The organism is Bradyrhizobium sp. SHOUNA76 (assembly GCF_023006445.1).
GTDB lineage: Bacteria > Pseudomonadota > Alphaproteobacteria > Rhizobiales > Xanthobacteraceae > Bradyrhizobium.
This window is the reverse complement of sequence record NZ_JALBHA010000054.1, coordinates 1-22,133: the sequence shown is the minus strand read 5'-3', so window position 1 is coordinate 22,133 and position 22,133 is coordinate 1. Positions and strand designations below refer to the sequence as shown.

20 protein-coding genes are annotated in these 22,133 nt (G+C 63.5%); 10 read left to right on the top strand and 10 right to left on the bottom strand.

Features of this window, described 5'->3' with window-relative positions; translation table 11 throughout:
- The coding region (locus MOV74_RS09840; protein WP_246920843.1) for a bifunctional ornithine acetyltransferase/N-acetylglutamate synthase at nt 1–415 on the bottom strand (415 nt) is incomplete at its 3' end.
- Between the two features lie 119 nt (nt 416–534).
- Entirely contained in the window at nt 535–1,461 is a 927-nt protein-coding gene (locus MOV74_RS09835; RefSeq protein ID WP_246920841.1) for a peptidylprolyl isomerase, read from the bottom strand.
- A 354-nt stretch (nt 1,462–1,815) separates the two neighbouring features.
- Between MOV74_RS09835 and secA the strand changes: the two genes are divergently transcribed.
- On the top strand, nt 1,816–4,656 hold the full coding sequence (gene secA / locus MOV74_RS09830) for a preprotein translocase subunit SecA (protein WP_246920838.1): 2,841 nt from the start codon (nt 1,816–1,818) through the stop codon (nt 4,654–4,656).
- Between the two features lie 27 nt (nt 4,657–4,683).
- Here secA and MOV74_RS09825 read toward each other — a convergent pair whose 3' ends face one another.
- Together MOV74_RS09825 and MOV74_RS09820 are read right to left on the bottom strand one after the other, a co-directional pair.
- Nucleotides 4,684–5,883 (bottom strand): hypothetical protein, encoded by a 1,200-nt coding sequence (locus MOV74_RS09825; RefSeq protein ID WP_246920835.1) that lies wholly within the window; start codon nt 5,881–5,883, stop codon nt 4,684–4,686.
- A 3-nt stretch (nt 5,884–5,886) separates the two neighbouring features.
- The gene (locus MOV74_RS09820) at nt 5,887–6,378 is read right to left on the bottom strand and encodes a hypothetical protein (protein WP_246920832.1); all 492 of its coding nucleotides are present in this window, start codon (nt 6,376–6,378) and stop codon (nt 5,887–5,889) included.
- Between the two features lie 1,066 nt (nt 6,379–7,444).
- Here MOV74_RS09820 and MOV74_RS09815 point away from each other — a divergent pair.
- Nucleotides 7,445–7,810 carry a hypothetical protein gene (locus MOV74_RS09815; protein ID WP_246920830.1) on the top strand — a complete coding sequence of 122 codons (366 nt, stop codon included), beginning with the start codon at nt 7,445–7,447 and terminating at the stop codon, nt 7,808–7,810.
- Nucleotides 7,811–7,879: 69 nt separating this feature from the next.
- Here MOV74_RS09815 and MOV74_RS09810 read toward each other — a convergent pair whose 3' ends face one another.
- Both MOV74_RS09810 and MOV74_RS09805 read right to left on the bottom strand, forming a co-directional pair.
- On the bottom strand, nt 7,880–8,422 hold the full coding sequence (locus MOV74_RS09810) for a hypothetical protein (protein ID WP_246920828.1): 543 nt from the start codon (nt 8,420–8,422) through the stop codon (nt 7,880–7,882).
- Nucleotides 8,423–8,549: 127 nt separating this feature from the next.
- Nucleotides 8,550–9,659, bottom strand: a complete 1,110-nt coding sequence (locus tag MOV74_RS09805) for a tetratricopeptide repeat protein (RefSeq protein WP_246920826.1) — start codon at nt 9,657–9,659, stop codon at nt 8,550–8,552.
- A 310-nt stretch (nt 9,660–9,969) separates the two neighbouring features.
- Between MOV74_RS09805 and MOV74_RS09800 the strand changes: the two genes are divergently transcribed.
- Entirely contained in the window at nt 9,970–10,317 is a 348-nt protein-coding gene (locus MOV74_RS09800) for a hypothetical protein (protein ID WP_246920824.1), read from the top strand.
- 29 nt (nt 10,318–10,346) lie between these two features.
- Here MOV74_RS09800 and MOV74_RS09795 read toward each other — a convergent pair whose 3' ends face one another.
- Entirely contained in the window at nt 10,347–10,790 is a 444-nt protein-coding gene (locus MOV74_RS09795) for a MarR family transcriptional regulator (protein WP_212079529.1), read from the bottom strand.
- Between the two features lie 179 nt (nt 10,791–10,969).
- Here MOV74_RS09795 and MOV74_RS09790 point away from each other — a divergent pair, with 179 nt between their 5' ends.
- From MOV74_RS09790 to MOV74_RS09760, 7 genes are all read left to right on the top strand, one after another.
- Entirely contained in the window at nt 10,970–12,154 is a 1,185-nt protein-coding gene (locus MOV74_RS09790; RefSeq protein WP_246920823.1) for a substrate-binding domain-containing protein, read from the top strand.
- A gap of 179 nt (nt 12,155–12,333) precedes the next feature.
- Nucleotides 12,334–13,848 (top strand): amidase, encoded by a 1,515-nt coding sequence (locus MOV74_RS09785; RefSeq protein WP_246920821.1) that lies wholly within the window; start codon nt 12,334–12,336, stop codon nt 13,846–13,848.
- A 36-nt stretch (nt 13,849–13,884) separates the two neighbouring features.
- Entirely contained in the window at nt 13,885–14,742 is an 858-nt protein-coding gene (locus MOV74_RS09780) for a branched-chain amino acid ABC transporter permease (RefSeq protein ID WP_246920819.1), read from the top strand.
- Nucleotides 14,743–14,746: 4 nt separating this feature from the next.
- Nucleotides 14,747–15,964, top strand: a complete 1,218-nt coding sequence (locus MOV74_RS09775) for a substrate-binding protein (protein ID WP_246920817.1) — start codon at nt 14,747–14,749, stop codon at nt 15,962–15,964.
- Nucleotides 15,965–15,970: 6 nt separating this feature from the next.
- On the top strand, nt 15,971–17,077 hold the full coding sequence (locus MOV74_RS09770; protein WP_246920814.1) for a branched-chain amino acid ABC transporter permease: 1,107 nt from the start codon (nt 15,971–15,973) through the stop codon (nt 17,075–17,077).
- Nucleotides 17,067–17,798, top strand: a complete 732-nt coding sequence (locus MOV74_RS09765; RefSeq protein ID WP_246920812.1) for an ABC transporter ATP-binding protein — start codon at nt 17,067–17,069, stop codon at nt 17,796–17,798. Before MOV74_RS09770 ends, MOV74_RS09765 begins: the two co-directional genes overlap by 11 nt.
- The gene (locus MOV74_RS09760; RefSeq protein WP_246920809.1) at nt 17,791–18,486 is read left to right on the top strand and encodes an ABC transporter ATP-binding protein; all 696 of its coding nucleotides are present in this window, start codon (nt 17,791–17,793) and stop codon (nt 18,484–18,486) included. Before MOV74_RS09765 ends, MOV74_RS09760 begins: the two co-directional genes overlap by 8 nt.
- Nucleotides 18,487–19,459: 973 nt before the next feature.
- Here the strand turns inward: MOV74_RS09760 and MOV74_RS09755 are convergent.
- Genes MOV74_RS09755 through MOV74_RS09745 form a run of 3 tightly spaced genes read right to left on the bottom strand, consistent with a single transcriptional unit; the run spans nt 19,460 to nt 21,669 of the window.
- Nucleotides 19,460–20,188, bottom strand: coding sequence for a hypothetical protein (locus tag MOV74_RS09755; RefSeq protein ID WP_246920807.1), 729 nt, complete (start codon nt 20,186–20,188; stop codon nt 19,460–19,462).
- Between the two features lie 12 nt (nt 20,189–20,200).
- Nucleotides 20,201–21,310 (bottom strand): tetratricopeptide repeat protein, encoded by a 1,110-nt coding sequence (locus tag MOV74_RS09750; RefSeq protein WP_246920804.1) that lies wholly within the window; start codon nt 21,308–21,310, stop codon nt 20,201–20,203.
- Nucleotides 21,311–21,336: 26 nt separating this feature from the next.
- A complete protein-coding gene (locus MOV74_RS09745) occupies nt 21,337–21,669 on the bottom strand; it encodes a hypothetical protein (RefSeq protein ID WP_246920802.1) in 333 nt (110 codons plus the stop codon).
- Between the last annotated feature and the right edge of the window lie 464 nt (nt 21,670–22,133).

The following is a 22,133-nucleotide window of genomic DNA, read 5'->3' as shown; positions in this document are numbered from 1 at the left end:
GGCCCAGCACGCCGTCGAACTTGGTCGCGTCCAGCGGCTCGCCGATCACGCCGGTCGAGGCCAGGAAGATCTCGCCCTCGCTGCATCCGACCGCCTTGGCCGCGATCTTGGCGGTCAGCGCGGTGGAGGCGCGGCCGGTCTTGCCGGTGAAGGCATTGGCGTTGCCGGAATTGACGACGAGGGCGCGTGCCTTGCCGCCCTTCAGCTTGGCGCGGCACCATTCCACGGGGGCGGAGGGGCATTTTGACTTGGTGAAGACGCCGGCGACCGCAGTGCCCTTGTCCATCACCGCCAGCAGCACGTCCGTGCGGTTCTTGTAGCGGATGCCGGCCTCGGCCGTCGCGAGACGGATGCCCGCGATGGTGGGCATGTCGGGAACAGTTTTCGGGGCGAGAGGAGAGACGGAAGAGGACATCGCGGGGCGCCTTGGTGGGGTCTGGATATGCAGATGCCCGGCACGGGGGCCGGGCATCACGACACGTTAGATACTCTTGGCGTCAGCGAAGTGACAGCGAATTCTTACTCTTCGCGGTCTTACTTCTTAGCAGGCGGCGCCATCTTGCTGTCAGACGGCTTGGCTGCGTCCGCCGGCTTGGCATCCGACTTGGCATCCGCCGCCGGCTGGTCCAGCCGCTCGACCTTGGCTTCGGCGCGCAGCTTGGCGACGTAGTCGGCCTGGGCCTTGCGGGTGACGTACTGCTCGATCTGGGCCTTGACCTGCTCGAAGTCCGGCGCCTTGCGGTTGCGCTTTTCCTCGACCTTGATGATGTGCCAGCCGAACTGCGACTTCACGGGGTCGGAGATCTTGCCGGGCTCCATCGCGAAGGCGACGGTCGAGAATTCCGGCACCATCTGCTCCTTGGTGAAGAAGCCGAGGTCGCCGCCGTCGGCCGAGCCCGGATCCTTGGACTTCTTCTTGGCGAGTTCGGCGAAATCGGCGCCCTTGTCGAGCTCGGCCTTCACCGCCTTGGCCTCGTCCTCGGTCTCGACCAGGATGTGGCGGGCGCGCACCTCCTGCTCGCCGGTGATCTGCTTGGAGGCCTCCTCATAGACCTTCTTCATGGCGTCGGGGGTGGTGGCGGCCTTGCCCTCGCCCGCGAGCAGGCTGTCCATCAGAAGCCGGTTGCGGGCGAATGCCAGGCGCTTCTTGAACTCCTCGCTGTCGGCAACCTTCTTGTCTTCGGCAGCCTTGCTGACGATTTTCATGTCGATCAGGAACGACAGGACGTTCTCGTCCTTGGTCGCCGGGTCCATCTGGGCGAGGCTCGCCCCGAGCTCCTCCTCGGCCATGGCGACGTCGCTCTTCTTGATTTCCGCGCCATTGACCTTCGCCAGCACCGGATCGTCGGCGGCCCGGAGCGGGCCCGCGAACGCCAGGGACAGCGCCAGAGCGAGGCTGCCAGCCAGGGCGGACGCACGGCGAAAACGCTGGCCGGTGGTTACCGGGAACGAGGTGGTCATGGAAAATCCTTATGTTGAAGCAGGGGGCTGCTCGAGCGGGGCGGACACTCGCCCAATTCAGGGGGCCTTGGCAACGCGAAAAGTCTGTCAAAATGATGAATTAGCCGCAATGCGCCCGCCGTTGACAAGGCCCTGACCGGGCCATATCTCTGCCCGGTCGCGACCATGGCGATGGCGTTTATTTTGCTGCGTTTTTGGCCGTTGAACCCAGACTTGTCCAATTCCCACCCATATGGCGGACGCCCCCCGCAGTCCGGGCCAACGGCGCCGTCAGGCGTCACGGTGAGTTGATAGGCAGGGGGGTGACAACTTCTTGGCTGCAACGCGGTTGAATCGCGAACACAGGAACTAGGCATGATCGGCGCGCTCGCCCGCAAGTTTTTCGGCTCCGCCAACGACCGGCGGGTGAAGGGATATCAGTCCCGCGTCAACGCGATCAACGCGCTGGAGGGAGAGGTTTCCAAGCTCTCCGACGAGGCGCTCAAGGCCCGCACCGTCGAGTTCAAGAAGCAGCTCGCCGAGGGCAAGACGCTCGACGACCTCCTCGTCCCCGCCTTCGCAACCGTGCGCGAGGCCGCCAAGCGCACGCTCGGCCAGCGCCATTTCGACGTCCAGCTGATCGGCGGCATGGTGCTTCATGAGGGCGACATCGCCGAGATGAAGACCGGCGAAGGCAAGACGCTGGTCGCGACGCTGGCGGTCTATCTCAACGCGCTCGCCGGCAAGGGCGTCCACGTCGTCACCGTCAACGACTACCTCGCCCGCCGCGATTCCGGCTGGATGGGCGAGATCTACGGCTTCCTCGGCATGACCACCGGCGTGATCGTGCACGGTCTCGACGACGCCGAGCGCAAGGCCGCCTATGCCTGCGACATCACCTATGGCACCAACAACGAATACGGCTTCGACTATCTGCGCGACAACATGAAGTATCGGCTCGAGGACATGGTCCAGCGGCCGCACTTCTTCGCCATCGTCGACGAGGTCGACTCCATCCTGATCGACGAAGCGCGCACGCCGCTGATCATCTCCGGTCCGCTCGACGACCGTTCAGACTTCTACAACACCATCGACGGCTTCCTGCCCAAGCTCGACAAGACCGACTACGAGGTCGACGAGAAGCAGCGTACGGTGACGCTGACCGAAGCCGGCATGGAGAAGATCGAGACCCTGCTGCGCGATGCCGGCCAGCTCAAGGGCGAGTCGCTCTACGACGTCGAGAACGTCTCCGTCGTGCACCACATCAACCAGGCGCTGCGCGCCCACACGCTGTTCACGCGCGACAAGGACTACATCGTCCGCGACGACGAGGTCGTCATCATCGACGAGTTCACCGGACGCATGATGCAGGGCCGCCGCTATTCCGAGGGTCTGCACCAGGCGCTGGAAGCCAAGGAGCATGTGCAGGTTCAGCCGGAGAACCAGACTCTGGCCTCGATCACCTTCCAGAACTATTTCCGGATGTATGAAAAGCTCGCCGGCATGACCGGCACGGCGTTGACCGAAGCCGACGAACTCTTCGACATCTACAAGCTCGAGGTCGTGGAAATCCCGACCAACGTGCCGATCGGCCGCCTCGACGAGGACGACGAGGTCTATCGCACCCACAAGGAAAAATACACGGCCATCCTCGCCGAGATCGAGCGGGCCAATTCGCGGCTGCAGCCGGTGCTGGTCGGCACGGCGTCGATCGAGAAGTCGGAAGTGCTGGCCGAGTTTCTGAAGCAGAACGGCTACAAGCAGATCGATTTCGGCAAGGATAACGCGCTCGACAAGCTTTACGCTGCCGCCCGCGCCGGCAAGCCGGCGAAGCTGTTCGCTGTGCTGAATGCGCGCTTCCACGAGCAGGAAGCCTATATTGTCGCGGAAGCCGGCGTGCCCGGCGCGATCACGATCGCGACCAACATGGCCGGCCGCGGTACCGACATCAAGCTCGGCGGCTCGCTCGAGATGCGCATCCCGAAGGAGACGGCGGGCATCGAAGACGAGGCCGAGAAGGCCAGGAAGATCGAGCAGATCAAGGCCGACGTCGAGCGCTTCCGCGACATCGTGCTGAAGGCCGAAGAGATCGTCGAGATCGAGCCGGCGAAGGGCAACAAGCCCGCCAAAACCGTGACGAAGCCCGGCGGCCTCTACATCATGGGCTCCGAGCGCCACGAATCCCGCCGTATCGACAACCAGCTGCGCGGCCGTTCCGGCCGTCAGGGCGACCCCGGCCGCTCGAAATTCTTCCTGTCGCTGGAAGACGATCTGATGCGCATCTTCGGCTCGGACCGCCTCGACAGCATGCTGCAGCGTCTCGGCCTGCAAGAGGGCGAGGCCATCATCCATCCCTGGATCAACAAGGCCCTGGAGAAGGCGCAGCAGAAGGTCGAGGCGCGCAACTTCGACATCCGCAAGAACCTCCTCAAGTTCGACAACGTCCAGAACGACCAGCGCAAGGTGATCTTCGACCAGCGCGTCGACCTGATGAAGGACGAGAGCGTCGCCGAGACCGTCACCGACATGCGCCACGCCTTCATCGACGACCTCGTCGCCAAGCACGTGCCCGAGCATGCCTATGCCGAGCAGTGGGACGTTGCGGGTCTGAAGGACGAACTGAAGCGCGTGCTCGATCTCGATCTGCCGGTCGACGACTGGGCCAAGGAAGAGGGCATCGCCGACGAGGAGTTGCTGAACCGTATCGAGACCAGGGCCGACGAGCACATGGCGGCCAAGGTCGCGCAATGGGGTCCCGACGTGATGCGTTACGTCGAGAAGACCATTTTGCTCCAGACCCTCGACCATCTCTGGCGCGAGCATCTGATCATGCTCGACCATTTGCGCCAGGTCATCGGCCTACGCGGTTACGGCCAGCGCGATCCGCTCCAGGAGTACAAGACCGAAGCCTTCAACCTCTTCCAGGAGATGAGCGCTCATCTGCGCGAGGCCGTCACGGCGCAGCTGATGCGCGTCGAGATCGTCCCGCCGGAGCAGGAAGCGCCCGTCCTGCCGCCGATGGAGGCGCACAAGTTCGACCCGAACACCGGCGAGGACGAGATGGCGCTCGCCAGCGTCACGCTCGGCGCTCAGGCCTCCGACGCCGCGCTGCGCGATCCCAAGAATCCCGCCAGCTGGGGCAAGGTCGGCCGCAACGAGGACTGTCCGTGCGGCTCAGGCAAGAAGTACAAGCACTGCCATGGAAGGTATGCTTGACGCAGCCTATCGGGGCGCGGCGCCGGTCTACTTGAAAGCCTTTTCGCACAGCGCCTTGTCCTTCCCGCTCCCGTTCTTCCAGCGAATGCACGCCATGGCTTCGTCCGGAGCGTACTTGCTGATGCTCATTCTGATATGGGAGGGTTTTCCTTCGCCATAATAGGCTGTGCCGGACACGTCGACGGACGCATCGGCAATGAACCAGTGCCGCTTGAAGCCGTCGTCGGTACCTTGTTCTTCGATCTTCGAAAAGCAGCCTCGCGCGGCGTTGAGAAGCTTGTCGACCCTTTCCTCCAGCTGCTTTCTGCTGGTGCGTTCGTAGTTCCACGTACAGCTATAGTCCGGCCGCATTCGGAGCTGGATATCCGGCTCCCGCTCGTTCCCGATCATGACCTCGCAGTCCGGTGAAGCAGAAAGGCTATCGAAAGCAAGCCTGCTGGATGCAGAGAACGAGTCGGTCTGCAGATGGCTGCTGAACATGTTGTCGGGCTTCCTGGGGCCGATGATCGGCTTGAACCCGTTGGCGGCCAGCGCGCTGATCGATTTGACCTGCTTGCAGAACGGGCTGTCTGCCGCCGAGGCGTCCGCCTGCTTCACGGTGGGGCTGGGCTTTTCCTCATTCGCCAACTTGTAGGCTTTGATCTCGTCGAGCTGCCGGACCGTTTGCGCGTAATAGGCCGGATCGACCTTGCCGCATTTTTTCGCCACCCATTCCTGCCGTTGCTTGACCTGCTCCAGCCTCCAGGAGGACACCTTATTCCGCTGGCATCCGTTCTCGATCAGCTGCTTTTCCTCGCTGACGCCAATCTTGTAGTATTTCAACTCGGCCTCTTCCTTCAGGCAACTGAGCGTTAGGTCCCAGTTCGACCTCTCCTCGAAGTATTTTTCAGGACCCCAGCCGCGCAACATCCGCGCATAGAGCTCTTCCAGCTTGGGGTTCTTGAGGTCTTCGATCGCAGCCCGCTCGCGGGCGACCAGGTTCTCCGCAAGCTTCGACTGCTTATCAAGCTCACGCTCGATAGTGTCGCATTTGGGCTGCGCGTAGCATGCTGCTGGAACGAGCAGCGCGCATGCGAAGGGGATCAAGGACCTGGTCGCGAAGGCCGCAAGGTTGGCGAGCACGTCAAACTCCCGACGTTGATGTGGATCGGCTTTGTCGGCAACATGCAAGCGGGTCACGTTGTGGATGGCGGCTCGGTCGACGCCGTGCGCACTTTTCCGGATCATGCGCTAGCGCCCACATCGCTCGATGCTGGCTCGCCAGTCCGGCGCGTCGATCCTCGGAAGCTGGTAGCTCGCGGTCTTGCTCGAAATCGTCAGCGGCGAGGCGCCTTCGATCAGGTCGAGCAGATGCTTCTCCACCCGCTTCCAGCGCTTTCCGAACAGGTCGGGATCCTGCCGCGAGAAGCCCAAATCCCATTGCACGAAATTGGTCAGATCGTCGTCCCCCGACAGCTCCTCGAACTCGCCGACGAGCTTCATCGTCCTGCGGCCGTCCCCGATCATCAGCGTGGCCTTGCCGGCGCGTCCTGCCTTGTCCGGATACTTTGCATGCAGGCCGAAGGCGCGGCCGCATCCGAGAACGAACGTCAGCTTGCCGTCTTCCGAGTAGCTCAGGGAGGGAAGCTGCCGGTTGTCGAATTCGAGTTTCCACGATCCTGCCGCAGCAGGAGCGGGGCCGGCAACGAGGCAAAGGACGATCGTCAGGACAAGGTTTCGCAAGACGACGATCTCCTAAAAGCGGCTCAACACCAGCGGGTCACTTGCACAATTCACGGAGCTGATTTCGCTTTTCGACGAGATCGGCGCGCTGTGGGTCGTTCCACTTTAGCTTAATGATCGTGAAGTTGATGTCCTCGACCCGCTCACAATTCTCCTTGGACGGCTTGGCGCCCGAAACTTTCGGCTTGGGATCGGGACGAGGCGCCCGCTCTGGCGTCTTGGCGTCGGCCGCGCGAACCATCGCGATGGCACGTCTTGCCTTTGCCTCTCCTGCGGGGTCACCGGCCTTGCGGTATTGCTCTGCCGCCTTGATGAAATTGTCCTCCGCGACCTGCAGCTCCCGCTTCCGGTTCGCATAGTGAAATCTCTGGCCGAATTCAGCGCCGCCTCGCTTGCGCCGTAAAGTGTATGCGCGTAGTTGGCGGCGGCCCGCTTCTCGCCGTCAACCGCGCTGGGCGGGGTTGCGGGGGGCTTGGGGGCAGCAGGCGGCGGCGCCGCAGACGGCGTCCGGTCGATGCCGAGAATGTCGGCGGTGACGTTCGCCGCCGTTCCGAGATCACGCGAGTGAGCGCTTGCGGGCGCGGACCCGATGCGGGTCGCGACCGCCGCGCCGCCATTGGTCGACATCGACTTGCCGTCCGGCGCAAGCGTGTAATCCCATGTTCCCAGGCTATTGGTGTAGGTCAGGACGTTGCCGGAGCAGGTCCAGGTGCCCTGCGTGCAAGCAGGGTGCTCGCTGCACAGGGCCCGGCCGTCGGCCATGATCGAGCCCCTGTTGCCGCTGCCCGAATGCCGCCACTCCCCGATGAACTTGCCGGCACAGCTCGATGGTGGAGCGGCTCCGGCCGGCGGGATGGACGTCAGCACCAATGTACCGGCGATCAGAAATCTCATATTGGTCCCCAACCTTGAAATCAGGTTGCCACGACGGCATCAAATGGGTCGAGTGGCCTATACGGATGCCGCACCGCGGCAGCGGAATGAGCTTGCGAGAGGAGCCCCCATGCGCCGCCCCCGGACAATCAGCAGCTCCAGAGAATAAGCTCCAGAGAATATGGAGGCAAATTTGATGACGAAAGCCGCCCCGGCGCAAAAGCGATCCTGGTTCACAGATTTCACGCCGCGATTCCTTCCGGCAAGCCTGGGCACAATGCTGGCTTTGCTGCTTGGTGGCGGCGTCGTCCATGCGGGCTGCCCGAACGACTACCACAGGCTGGACGACCGCGCCGAGCAGGCGACGGACGCCTTCAACCGCGCCGATGCATCAAGCCGCTGCGTGACAGCGCGAGGGCTCGTCAAGGTCGAGCAGATGCTGTTAGGTTTCGTCGAGCAGCATCAGGTTCAGTGCGTGCTGGATCCGGAGTTCGTCGAGGTTCAGCAGCGACGTTTGCGGAAGGCCGAGGCTGCTCGAAACCAGGCTTGCAGCCGGTAGGCCGCCGTCAAGTCCGGCCCGAGCAAGCGCCGGCCGAGCCGGAATGGCGTTGCACCGCGCGGGCCTATTTCAAAAATCCTCCTCCGTTTCAGCTGGCTCGAGCGCCTGTGCGATCGTGAAGCGGCCGCTGTCCCCCGCTTCGATCTTGCCGCGATGGAAGGCCACGATGTCCGCGAAAGGGTATCCGAGATCCTCGGCGGTCAGTTCTGATGCCAATGCCTCGGCAGCTTCCCAGCGTTGCGCTCGCCGAAGCACGTCGAGCAGCAGCAAGCGCGTGTCGATCGATTTGATCGGGCGTCCTTCCAGATGCGCGGCCGCGTGCAGCCGCAACGTGAGCGCTTCGGACGACTGAGCTTTGTCGTCATCCGCGACCCAGGCGGCGCAGAGCGTGTTCAGGAACGCGGATCTCCTGTCGCCGTAATAGGCGTCCTGCGCCGCGCGAACCAGGAAGCGGCGCGAGGCCGGGTCGGCCAGAGGATCGAGGCACGCGGCCTGGAATTCCGGCGTATCGACGAAGCTGCGTGCCTTCGCGTCGCCCTTGTCGATGCTCGGCGCGACGTAGCCGCAAAAGGGACATTCCTGCAGCCAGTCCGCGACGGTGACGCGGAACATTCCCGGCGGGCGCTGATCGAGATCCGGTGAGCCCCAAGAGTTCGAGCCCATGAGCTCGCAATGCTCCGATCTCTTGCCGCAGCAATAGCATCTCCGAATTCGGTCCATGTAGCTCGTCATGTGAGATCTAGCGCGATGCGCTCCATCTTTTTCGCAGGTTGCGGCGAAACGTCTCCGACGCCTGAACGAGTTTTTCCAGCACGCCTTCGCCATAGAGTACGGACTTGTTGCCGGCGTAATCCATGATCTCGTGGCGAAAGATCGGCGACCTGGCGTCGAGGAAATTCTGCAGCAGTTCGAAGCCTCTCTCCAGCACGGGCTCCGTGGCATCCGATCCCGCATCCGCGTATCCCACGGCCAGCTCCGCGAGAATCCAGAGCAGGGCCGCCGCATCCTCGCCATAGGTCCGCTCGTATACCGAAAGCAGACGTTGCAACAGAGGCTCTGCCGCCCGGAATCGCCGGCAGTCCACAAAGGCGCGTATCATCTCTTCGAGGGCGACCTGCACTTCCAGGCTATCAGGTCCAAATCGCTTCTCCAGCATGCCGAGGCCACGCTTGAAAGCGGCGACGGCCTCATCGATGCTTTCCCGGCTGCTGCCAGATCTTTGCCGCGTGCCCGCATTGGCGAGGACAATCGCGGTGGCAAGGAGGCACCTCGCGACCTCCTCACTCCGCTTTCCGAAGATCTTCTGTTTGAGGCTGAGGCTGCGTTCGAGATCCGCTTTGGCATCAGCCCACTTCTTCAGGCGCGCGCTCGTCTCGGCGAGCAGGCCTACCGCGGCTGCCACCTCGGCGCTGTGCGCGCCATGGATCTTTTCCTTGATGGAAATGCTTCGCTCCAGAAGCACTCGGGCCTTCGCATATCCCCCGCTCGATGCGTAACCCATGCCGAGCGACTCGCATTCCTCGGCAACCTCTCGATTGTCTTTGCCATAGATTTCGGTCTTGATCGCCAGCCGCCGCAGCTGAAACGGCTCGATATGCTCGAAGTCGGCGCCACCTGCGTGACCGATCCACTTATCGAGGTCGGGTAGCACGGACCTTGGCCCATGCAGGCTTTCGACGATCGAGACGCAGCGTTCGAGAAAGGGGGCCGCATCCACGGGATCCTCATATTGGCAGATCACCCGGACCAGCGATCTCAGCGCCGTTGCCACCTCGTCGCTGACAGGCCCGAAGCGCTTTTCCAGTCCGGCAATGTGTTCAAGATGACGGGGGGCGTAGAAAGACGTCATGGCCGGCCTCAACCTCCGCCCCGATGAGGCGCCTTCGCCAACATGGACAATGCCGCGATCTCCTGGTTGCTGTGTCGCTCCAACATGGACGGCAAGCGCCAAAACGCAAGAGCCGATCGCCTCAACCGCAATTCGCGCTGCTGGCCGGTCTCGCGGCTGGATTGTGTCGCCAGGTAGGCGAGATGCCTCGATGATCGGGAGTTTCTTCGGCGGTCTTGCCACGGCCGGCACTTCGGCTTGACCCGCGTGGGGCCGCTCGCAATATGGCTACATCGGTGCCGCCAGCGCGCGCCACGTTGGAGGCGTGTTGATGCCGAAACTCAAGCGGATGCTCTTCATATTGAGTATCGTTCTTGCACCTGTTGCCGCTGCGGCATCCGATCGTGCGGATCTGCTTGCCGATCAGGCATGCTTCGATGCCATCTACCGTCTCGCAAGCGAGAACGGCATGAAGCCGACCTCATCATTGGGCGCAGCTCTTGTCAGAAGATGCAACGGGCATCCGCACCGATACGTGTGCGAAGCAGTGTCGAATGCGGTGGTGCAAGAATATGGCAGCAGCCCATTCACTTGCGGCTCCAACACGGCGGATTCAGTGCCGCTGATCCTGCCCCCTGCCGATTCAAACTCGCCGGACGCTGGGAAGCAAAAGAACTAGTTCTGGAGCAAGCTGCCCAGTCGCCCCTCTCAATTCGAGCTGTCGATCAGGCTCTCCAGCAGCCTCTTCAGCTCGCTCGTGGACTTGTCGCCGTAGCTCTCCAGGATGTGCTCCTCCTGGTCCACCGCCAGCGAGTTGAGCTTCCGGCTCAGCACCTTGCCGCGGTCGGAGATGAACATCAGGACCTTGCGGCGGTCGCCCGGATCCTGCACGCGGTAGACCAGCGTGTCCGAGACCATGCGGTCGATCATCTTGGTCAGCGTCGGATGGTTGAGCAGCACGGCGTCGGCAAGCTCGCCCATCGAATGGCCGTTGCCATCCGACAGCACCTTCAGGATGCGCCACTGTTCGACCGGCACGCCCTCCTTGCTCAACCGCAGCTCGAGCTGCCGGTTGATTTCCCGGTTGGCTTGCGCGAGCAGGTAAGCGAGGTGTTCGGTGATCGGGGTGTTTTCTTTCGACGGTTTTGCCACGGCTAAGACTTCGTCTTGACCCAAATGAGTGAATGTCTTGCAATCAATGCTGCATCTATATGCACTTCAATTGTTGAATATTCAATATTTTCAAAATAGGATCATTGCCCAACAAAAGGGCGGAAGCCGCGGCCGCCTGCCCAATGTGCTTTCAGGTCTGGTGTCAGACAGGAGTTGGCGTGCGCGCGACGGTGAACTTCCCGGCTCACGGCGGCCCGGCGTTGCCGCCGTCCTTGCTGTTCAGGAATCTGTCCTCCGCGGCGGCGGATGGTGCGTCGTCGCCGAGCGATCACGCGTCCTTCAGGCGGCGGGGCGCCAACAAGCTGCGTGTCGGCGGCTTCATCTGCTGCACAGGTTCGCCCGGGATCTGGGGACCCTGCGCGACCAATAGCGCGAAGCTCGCCGTCGCCGAGATCAACAAGCGCGGTGGTATCCTTGGCCGCGAGATCGAGCTTTCGGTCTACGACGCCGGCGGGCCTCTCGATGAGGTCCTGAACCGCGCCGAGCAGGCGATTGCGTTCGACGAGGTCGATCTGATCGTCGGCCTGCACACCAGCGCGGTCCGCGTCGGCTTGCGAGATGTCACCACGCGTCATCGTATCCCCTATATCTATACGCCGGTCTACGAAGGCGGCGAGCGGACGCCTGGCGTGATGGCGATCGGCGAGACGCCGCGCTGGCAGAGCCGCCCCTCGATCCACTGGCTCGCCGACGTCAAGAAGGCCAAGCGCTGGTACCTGATCGGCAGCGACTACGTCTGGCCCTGGCAATCGCACCGCGCGGTGAAGAACTATATCAAGGAGACCGGCGGCCACGTCGTCGGTGAGGAATTCGTTCCCCTCGGTGAGGACAATCACGAGCCGCATCTGGCGCGCATCCGCGCTGCGAAGCCCGACGTCGTGTTGATCTCACTGATCGGAACCGACAGCAGTACCTTCAATCGCGCCTTCGGCGAGTGTGGCCTCGGCGCCACCACGCTGCGGCTTGCCGGCGCGATGGACGACACCGTGCTGCTCGGCATCGGCGCCGACAACAGCGAGAACATGTTCTGCGCCTCGGGCTATTTCACCGGCACCGGCGCGCGCGCCAACGACGACTTCCAGAGCCGTTATCACGCGGTGTTCGGACCGAATGCGCCGCCGATCGGGTCGGTCGGACAGTCGAGCTACGAGGGCATGCGCTTCCTTGAGGCTGTCGCGAACAAGGCCGGCTCGTTGTCGATGGGTCCGATGCTCGTGGCCGGCCGCAACATCGTCTACAGCGGCGCCCGCGGTCCGGTCACAGTCCGCGATGGGCGCGCGCGGATGCCGATGCATCTCGCCGCGGCCGATGGCCTCGACTTCAAGCTGATCAAGCCGCTCTGACCTCGGCGCGGCGATCCGCTCGCGCCCCATCGCAAAATAATACTTGAAAAGGAAAATATTTCCGTTTTGAATGTTTGGGCAAGGCCGGTGGTGCGTGCGTCGCGCCAAGGCGGCCGCGTTCGAGGACCGTTCCAGGGAATCGTTTCGAGGATCGTTTCAAGAAACTTCAGGAGAGCGCCGTGACTGTTGTCCTTCCCACGCCAGCCCAACTTCGCAGCGTCGCCGAGCAGTGCGGCCTTTCGCTGACCGACGACGATGTCGCCTCGTTCCGCGGCCTGATGCAGGGCTCGATCGAGGCCTACAATCTCGTTGCCGCGATGCCGGACGAGGTGCCCGAGGTGAAATATCCGCGCACGCCGGGCTATCGGCCGTCGGCCGAGGAGAACCCGCGCAACGCCTGGTATCGCAAGTCGACCGTGAAAGGCGCGGCCAGCGGCAAGCTCAAGGGCAAGACCGTCGCGCTGAAGGACAACATCATGCTGGCCGGCGTGCCCATGACCAACGGCTCGTCGACGCTGGAAGGCTATGTGCCCGATTTCGACGCCACCATCGTCACGCGCATGCTGGATGCCGGCGCCGAGATCAAAGGCAAGGTGCATTGCGAGCACTTCTGCCTGTCCGGCGGCAGCCACACCGGCTCCTACGGGCCGGTGCACAATCCGCACAAGATGGGTTATTCGGCCGGCGGCTCGTCGTCGGGCTCGGGCGTCGTGGTCGCGCTCGGCGAGGTCGACATGGCGATCGGCGGCGATCAGGGCGGCTCGATCCGCATGCCGTCCTCGTTCTGCGGCATCTACGGCATGAAGCCGACCTGGGGACTCGTGCCCTATACCGGGATCATGCCGATCGAAATCTATGTCGACCATACCGGCCCGATGACTGCGACAGTCGCCGACAACGCGCTGCTGCTCGAAGTGCTCGCCGGCGACGACGGCTACGATCCCCGCATCAAGGCGCCCAAGGTCGAGGAGTACACCAAGGCGCTCGGCCAGGGCGTCAAGGGCATGAAGATCGGCATCGTCAAGGAAGGTTTTGAGCAACCGACCGCAGAAGCTGCCGTGAACGAAAGCGTGCGCGAAGCGGCCAAGCGTTTCAAGGACCTTGGCGCCAGTGTCGAGACCGTCTCGATCCCGATGCATCTGTTGGGCGGCGCGATCTGGACCCCGATCGGCACCGAAGGCCTGACCCAGACCATGATGTTCGGCGATGGCTACGGCCTGTCCCGCGGCGATCTCTATTCGACCTCGCTGATGGATTTCCATCGCGGCTGGCGCCGGCAAGCCGACTCGCTGTCCGAGACCACGAAATTGTTCATGATGCTCGGCACCTACATCAACAACAATTTCGGTCCGCGCTTCTACGGCAAGGCGCTCAACATCTCGCGGCGCCTGACCGCAGCCTACGACAAGGCCTTCAGCGACTACGATCTGCTGCTGATGCCGACCACGCCGATGAAATCGACAAAGCTGCCGGAGCCCAATGCCAGCCGCGAGGACTACGTCGCCCGAGCGCTCGAGATGATCTCCAACACGGCGCCGTTCGACATCACCCATCATCCCGCGATGTCGTTGCCCTGCGGCATGGTCGACGGTCTGCCCGTCGGCCTGATGCTGGTCGGCCGCATGTTCGAGGAAGCCACCATCTACCGCGCCGCCCATGCCTTCGAACAGATCGGTGACTGGAAGAAGATGTGAAAGAGGCATTGATACGGGCGGACGGAACAGCAACGCATGGCTAACGCGTTCGTCGCAGCGTTCGAGATCCTGAGCTTCGGCGCGATCATCGTCCTGATCGTGCTGGGGCTCGGGATCATCGCGAGCATGATGGGCATCTTCAACTTCGCGCAAGGCGAGTTCGTCCTGCTCGGGGCCTACGTCACCTATCTCGCCTATGCCAAGGGACTGCCGATCTGGGCCGGTATGGTCGCAGCGCCTTTCGTGGTCGGCGCGCTCGGCTTCGTGCTGGAGGCGCTGATCATCCGGAGATTCTACGCCGCGCCGATCGTCGCCATGCTCGGCACCTATGCGCTGGGTCTGATCATCCGTGAATCCGTGCGCGGCCTGATCGGCGGCTTCTATCTCACGGTGCCCGAGCCGATCGGCGGCTCGATCGACATCGGCGCCATGCACATCTCGGCCTGGCGCTTCACCATCATCGTGATCACGCTATTGGTGATGGGCGGCTGCTATCTGCTGCTGTCGCGGACCAGCTTCGGCTTGCGCATGCGCGCCACGCTGGAAAATCCGTCGCTGGCGCGCGCTTCAGGTATTTCCACGCCGCTGATGTACGGCGCCACCTTCGCGTTCGGTTCCGCGCTCGCCGGCCTTGCGGGTGCGCTGATCGTGCCGGTGTTCAGCCTCTATGCCGATCTCGGCCTGCGTTTCCTGATCCAGGGCTTTGTCGCGGTGATGGTCGGCGGCGTTGGCTCCTTCATCGGGCCGGTCGCAGGCGCCGGCGTCATCGGCACGCTCAGTGCTGCGCTGCCCTGGGTGATGGCGCCCGTCGTCGCCGACGTGCTCGTCTTCGTCCTTGCCATTGTCTTCATCAAATTCCGCCCGCAGGGCCTCATCGCTGGAAAAGGGGTTTAGTCACATGTTCGATCGCACTCAGCTCTCTCGCCGCCGTTTTCTGTCCAATTTCGCGTTTGCATCCGGTGCGGTCGCGACCGGGGTCGGAAGCTGGGTGATCCCGGCGCCCTGGGCCAATGCGGCCGAGGCCCCGATCAAGGTCGGCATCGCCACGGACCTCACCGGTCCGATCGCCTATGCCGGCAACGCCGACGCCAATGTCGCCAAGATGGTGATCAAGGAGATCAACGCCGCCGGCGGTCTGCTCGGCCGTCCGCTCGAGCTCTACATCGAGGACACCGCCTCCAACGAATCCGTCGCGGTCGGCAACGTCCGCAAGCTGATCCAGCGCGACAAGGTCGACATGGTGCTCGGCGGCATCACATCCTCGATGCGCAACGCGATCAAGGACCCGATCGTGGCGCGCGGCAAGACGCTGTACATCTATCCGCAGCTCTACGAGGGCAAAGAGTGCACGCCCTATCTGTTCTGCACCGGGCCGACGCCGGCGCAGCAATGCGACGAGTTCATCCCCTGGCTAATCAAGAACGGCGGCAAGAAGTTCGCGCTGCCAAGCGCCAATTACGTCTGGCCGCACACGCTCAACGTCTACGCCCGCAAGGTGATCGAGGCGAACGGCGGCGAGGTCGTGTTCGAGGAATATTACCCGCTCGACCAGGTCGACTTCTCCGCGACCGTCAACCGCATCGTCTCCAACAAGGTCGACGTCGTCTTCAACACCGTCATTCCGCCCGGCGTCGGCCCGTTCTTCAAGCAGCTCTATGAAGCCGGCTTCCTCAAGAACGGCGGGCGTCTCGCCTGCGTCTACTATGACGAGAACACGCTCAATATCAACCAGGCCGCGGAGATCGAGGGACTCGCGAGCTGCCTCGACTATTTCAAGGTGCTGACCAAGGAGAACCCGTTCGACGCCAAGATCCAGGCCGCCTACGAGAAGGATTTCCCGGGCAACTTCCTGTTCGCCGCCGGCAGCGCCGCCACCGGCACTTATCGCGGCCTGAAGCTGTGGGAAGCCGCGGTGAAGGAAGCAGGCAAGATCGATCGTGAGGCGGTCGCAGCAAGCCTCGACCACGCCAAGATCGCCGAAGGTCCCGGCGGACCTGCCGAGATGGTGCCGGGCAAGCGGCACTGCAAGATGAAGATGTACACCGCGGTCGCCAAGGCCGGGAACTACGAGATCGTCGCGCGCAGCGAGGGTCTGGTCGATCCCAAGGAATGCTGAGGCGGAATGCTGAAGTCGATGAGTGTGGTAAGAGAGGCCATCGCCGGCGACGAAGCGGACGACGGGATGGCTGAACGCGTGGCAGCGGGACAGGCCGGGGAACAAGTCAAGGCAGGACGTAAAGTCCTGCCGATCGTGGAGGGCGTCGTGCTTGTCGCGGCGCTGCTCGCGCCCCTGGTGCTGCAGGACTATCTCACGGTGTTCGCGACGCGCGTGATCATCCTGGCGCTGTTCGCGCTGTCGTTCGATCTGGTCTGGGGCTATGCCGGCATCATGAGCTTCGGCCAGGCCCTGTTCTTCGGCTCGGCGGGCTACGGCGTGGCGCTGCTCGCGCGCGACCTCGACATCACCAACATCCTCCTGGTGCTGCCGGCGGGCACCATCATCGGCCTCACCTTCGCACTGCTGCTCGGCGGCTTCCTGCTGCTGGGCAGGCATCCCTCCAGCGTGATCTTCGTCTCGCTGGGCACGCTCACGGGGTCCTACGCCGCCGATCGTCTCGCGCGCGGCTGGTACTATCTCGGCGGCCAGAACGGCATCCCCTCGATCGCGCCGATGTCGTTCAGTGGTTACGAGTTCACCGAAGGGCCGGCGTTCTATTATCTCGTGCTCGGCATTCTCGTCGTGGTCTACCTGCTCTGCCGCTTCCTGGTGCGCTCGCAATTCGGCCTCGCGCTCGCCGGCCTGCGCGAGAACGAGCAGCGCATCGCCTTCTTCGGCTACAAGGCGCAGCACCTGAAGGCGATCATCTTCACCATCGGCGGCGGCGTCGCCGGGCTTGCCGGCAGCCTCTACGCCTTTCACGAAGGTTTCGTCTGGCCCAACATGGTCGGCGTCGTGGTCTCGACGCAGGTGGTGCTCTACGTGCTGTTCGGCGGCTCCGGCACGCTGATCGGCGCCGTCATCGGTGCCGTCATCGTCGAGGGCGTCAGCTTCTGGCTGTCGGACAATTATCGCGACATCTGGCCGATCATTCTGGGCCTGTTGCTGCTGCTGGTGATCCTGTTCCGGCCGCTCGGCCTGATCAGCTTTGTGCTCGGCGAGCGTGAAAGGGTCGGCAGCTTCGGTGCCAAATCCAGGGGGAACGTCAAGGAGAAGCGCAATGCTCCTTGAAGCCGCCGGCATCAAGAAGATCTTCGGCAAGCTCACCGCGCTCGACGGCGCCGCACTCACGGTCGGCGAAAACGAGTTCCACGGCCTGATCGGCCCGAACGGCTCCGGCAAGAGCACGCTGATGAAGTGCATCGCCGGCGCCGAAGTGCCGACGCAGGGAAAAGTCTCCTTCGTCAACACCGACATCACCGCGTTCACGCCGACCGAGCGGGCGCGGGCCGGCATGAGCCTGAAATTCCAGATCACGTCCGTGCTGCCGTCGCTGACGCTGTACGACAACATCCTGCTCGCGCTGCAGGCGCAGTCTTCGCTGTTCGACCTCGTGTTCTCGCGCACGCGGGCCGCGCTGCACGACCAGGTCATGACCATGCTGAGGCAATTTCGCCTGGCCGATCGCGCGTTCGATGCGGCCGCCGCCCTGTCGCACGGCCAGCAGCAATGGCTGGAGATCGCAATGGCGCTCGCGGGCAAGCCGAAATTGCTTCTGCTGGACGAGCCGACCGGCGGCATGAGCCTGGAGGAGCGCCGCGTCACCGGCGAATTGCTCCAGCCAATCAAGCAGCATTGCTCGCTGGTCATCGTCGAGCACGACCTCGATTTCATTCGCGACATCTGCGACCGCCTCACCGTGCTCGACCAGGGCAAGGTGCTGGCGTCAGGCACCGTGTCCGAGATCCAGGCCAACCCATCCGTCCAGGAGATCTATCTGCGCCGTGCCTGAATTTTTGGACATCAAGCATCTCGACGCGGGCTATGGCAGAAGCCAGGTCCTGTTCGACGTCACCCTCGGCATTCCCTGGCGTGGCGGCGTCGCCGTGCTCGGGCGCAATGGCGCCGGCAAGACCACGCTGATGAAGACCATCGTCGGCGAGCTGCCGGCGTGGAAGGGCGAGGTCGCCTTCGACGGCCGCGACATCAGCCGCCGCGCCACCCAGGAGCGCGTGCGCGCCGGCATCGGCTACGTGCCGCAGGAGCATTCGGTGTTCGCGCGCCTGTCGGTGCGCGACAATCTCGCCGTCGGCTCGCTGGCGAGCAAGAAGGCCGACGCGGTCGACCAGGTGCTGACCATCTTCCCAAAACTCGGCCAGCGCCTCGACCAGCCCGCCGGCACGCTCTCCGGCGGCGAACGCAAGATGCTCGCGATCGGCCGCGCCCTGCTCGGCGATCCAAAACTGTTGCTGCTGGACGAGCCGACCGAAGGCGTCTGGATCGGCGTGATCGAGGAGATCACCGAGCGCCTGATCGAGCTCGCCAAGACAATCGCCGTCATCATCGTCGAGCAGCACCTCGACCTCGCATTGCGCGTCGCCGACTACGCTTATGTGCTCGACCGCGGCCGCGTCGCGCTGCAGGGTGAGGCGGGCGAGGTGAGGGGTAATCCGGAGCTGATGCGGTATCTGGCGCCGTAATTCCAGCTGTCGTAGCCCGCGTGAGCGAAGCGACATGCGGGATTCATTCTCGACATTCCCGGATATCGCTTCGCTCATCCGGGCTACGCGCTGCCTTCAAATCTGCCGCAGCGCGCATCATGCCAACCCCGTCATCCTGAGGCGCGAGTGGCGCGATGCGCAGCATCGTGCCGCGAGCCTCGAAGGATGAACGGCCGAGCTGCCAGCCGGGCCGTCGCCCATCGAGGGCCGCTGACGAAGCGGCCACCTCAGGGTGACGGTTGAACATGGTTGCATGGACTCGATCTCACGACAATTCGACGACGTTGGCGAGAAGTCCGGTCACTGCCCTGCGCTCTTCAATTGTCAAACAGCCGACGCAACATCGCGATCCCGCGGCGCCCAGCGCCCGGGTTTTGCTTCGCTCTCACGCCCCTTGAAATCGGAAGGGCGCAGGGAAGGGGAGACACAGGTGCAGCCCGATAACCGGCCTTCCCTGCGCAGTGGTTTGACGGCTTATGTCGTGCTCTCCCCGGGGAGCGATGCACTATTGCCCCCGTCGCCATGCAGATCGCTGATGCGCGCGCCCGGTCGGGTCGCCACATCACCGCAAGACTTGACGCACAGACCCCGGGCGTCAGGACCACACGATTTTGCCGTACGCAAGCCGCGCTGTCGTACCGCGCCCGCTGATCGCTCACGGGGAGACCCCGCCCTGCGATCGCGTCTGGCGCCAACGCCGCCCGCGTCCACCGCTACTCACCCCACGAACCGTGACGATCGCGACCCGCCCCTTCCGGCGAGATGAGATGGCGAGGGAGTATAGGGTGTGTCGGTCTTCGGGTAAAGAGAAAATATGTATTATCCGAAGAGGATCCGGGTGCGCGACGATGATGCGCTGTCTGTGATTGTCGAATTCGAGCTTCCAGGTTTTCCGAGGTCGCAAGCGAAGGAGCAGCAGGGAGAGTCAGGGCAAGAGCGGCGACCGTCATGGTCACGTCTTCCGCGGGCTCGGAACAATCTTGATGTGCCGTGCGATGGCCTTGATCAATTCCGGGTCCTCGACCGGGGCCGGCGGCGCCGGCTTTTCCGCGAGCGCCTGGCTGATCGTATATCGCTCGCCATCCCTGGCGGCGATCTTGTCGCGATGGAAGGACACGATCGCGGCAAACGGATATTCCAGCCCTTCGGCCGTCAATTCGACGACCAGCGCCTCGGCGGCCTCCCAGCTCGACGCCCGTCGCAGGACGTCGAGGAGGAGCAGGCGGGTATCGATCGAGGTGGTCCGAGGTCCCTCGAGATGACGCGCGGCCTGGAGGCGGAGTGCGGCCGCATCGGCCGGCCGGTTGCGGTCGTCGGTGACCCAGGCCGCCGACAGCGTGCTCAGGAATGCCAATCGCCGTTCTCCGTGATAGGCGTGCTCCGCGGCACGCACCAGGAAGCGTCGTGCTACCGGGTCGGGTGCAGGGTCGCGTGAAGCGACGCGGAATTCCTCGCTATCGAGAAACGCACGCGCCTTCGCGTCGCCTTTGTCGATGCTCGGCGCGACGTAGCCGCAATAGGGACATTCCTGCAGCCAGCTCCCGATGGTCCAGCGGTACATTTTCGGCGGCCGCTGGTCGAGGTCGGGTGAGCCGCTCCGGTTCGAGCTCATCAGCACGGAATGCTCGGAGGTCTTGCCGCAGCAATGGCATCGCAAGCTTTCGGTGTCGTAATCCGTCATTCGAGCTCCAATCTACGCTCCCCATCGCTTTCGCAGATTGCCGCGAAGCGTCTCCGAAGCCTGGACCAGCGTTTCGAGCACGCCTTTCTGACTGCCATAGAGCGCCTTCCGGTTGCCGGCCATCTCCACGATGCTGCGACGAAAGGTTGGCTTGCTGGCATCGAGGAAGCTCCGCAGCACCGCGAAGCCTCGCTCCAGGACCGGCTCGGCCTCTTCCGGCCGTTCGCGCGCATAGCCCGCGGCGAGCTCCGCCAGGATCCAGAGCAGGGCCGCAGCGTCGTCTCCATCACTCCGCTCGCGGATCGCAAGCAGCCGCTTCAGCAAGGGCTCGGCCTTCCAGAACTCTTCACAGTCGAGATAGGCCGATATCATTACTTCGAGCGCCTTCTGAACCTCGAAGCTGTCGGGTCCAGATCGTTCCTCGATGATGTCGAGACCGGACGCGAACGCGGTCACGGCCTTGTGCAGACGTTCGAACCTGGTCCCGGGTCGCTGGAGCTTGCTGGAATTGGCGTGGACGATGGCGGAGGTGAGCAGTGTCCGGGCCGCTTGCTCGCTTCTCTTGCCGAATATCGTCTCTTTCAGATGCAGGCTGCGCTGCAAATTCGTCTCCGCGTCCGACCATGTCTTCAGGCGCGCGGCGATCTCGGCGAGCGTGTCGACCGCGGTCGCCACTTCGATGCTGGCCGCACCATGGATCTTCTCGAGGATCGAAATGCTGCGCTCCAGAAAGGCCCTGGCGCGCGAATAGTCGCCGTAGGAGGCCCATCTCCGGGCGATGGCCTCGCATTCCCTGGCAGCTTCCGGACTGTCTTCGCCGAAGAGCTTTGTCTTGATTGCCAGCCGCCGCAGCTGAAACGGCGCGACCAGTTTGAAGTCGACAGGACCTGACCGACCGATCCAGTCATCGAGGTCACCCACGATGGATTGCGGACCATGCAGGCTCTCCTGGATCGAGATGCAACGGTCGAGAAAGGGGATGGCTTCGACGGGATCTTCACTGCGAAGAATCAACTTGATCAGCGTGCGCAGGGCTGTGACGACCTCGTCGCTGATCGTCCCGTGACGCTTTTCCAGCCCGGCGATGTGTTTAAGGTGGCTCTCTGCGTAGAAGGATGCCATGGACCGCCCCGTTCAACTCGAGTTGCTCAGAGCCGCATCCTGGCGAATTTCTCTTCGTGAGCCCGGCGCGGTCGCGAGCCGAATGTCTTCTTGCACAACGGCCCGAAGGCTTCGGCAGACGCGAGGGCGCCGGCCCCGACGTCTGCGGGTCGTGCCTCGAACTTCTTGACCCGACCGGTCTGCCCAACGATGGCGGTCACTTTGCAAAAGAAATCCTCGCGCCGCCCGCCCTCGTCGGGGCCTTCGAAGGAGGCCGTCGTCTTCAGCCGCCAGTGATAGGCCCGGTCCTGGTCCCTGCGTCCGGAGGCGACGATCTGGTCCGGGTGGCCGTACTTCTGCATCAGCTCGACGATGCCCATTCCCTTGAAATCGTCGCGCGGTCTGCCCTGGGCGGCCTGGTCCGGAATTGCGACAGCCGAGAGAAGGAAAAGAAATGTCGCCTTGCGACGGAAAGTGCGTTGCAGCATGCATTTGGCTCTATCGGGGCAACAGAAAGATCCCTGATTAAGCTCTCACAACGCGGCTTGCACGCGCAACTTTCGGCGAAGCATGCGGGGGTTCGCCAAGCTTGGACAGCTTGCGCGGGACAGCAAATGGACGATGCCGGACGCGCTCAATAAGGCTCGGCCGCGAGAGCCGCGGGCGGACGAAATGATCGGGGCCTTGCGTGTTACTTCACCGCCCCAAACCGGCTGTCGAACGAGTTCGACGGCATCACCGGCGCGGCGCCCATGATCTGCGTGGCCTCACCGGCACCATCGCTCACCGACGGCTTCAGCGCCGGTCGCGTCTGCGCGAGGCGCGTGTCGGGCTTTGCCGGCTC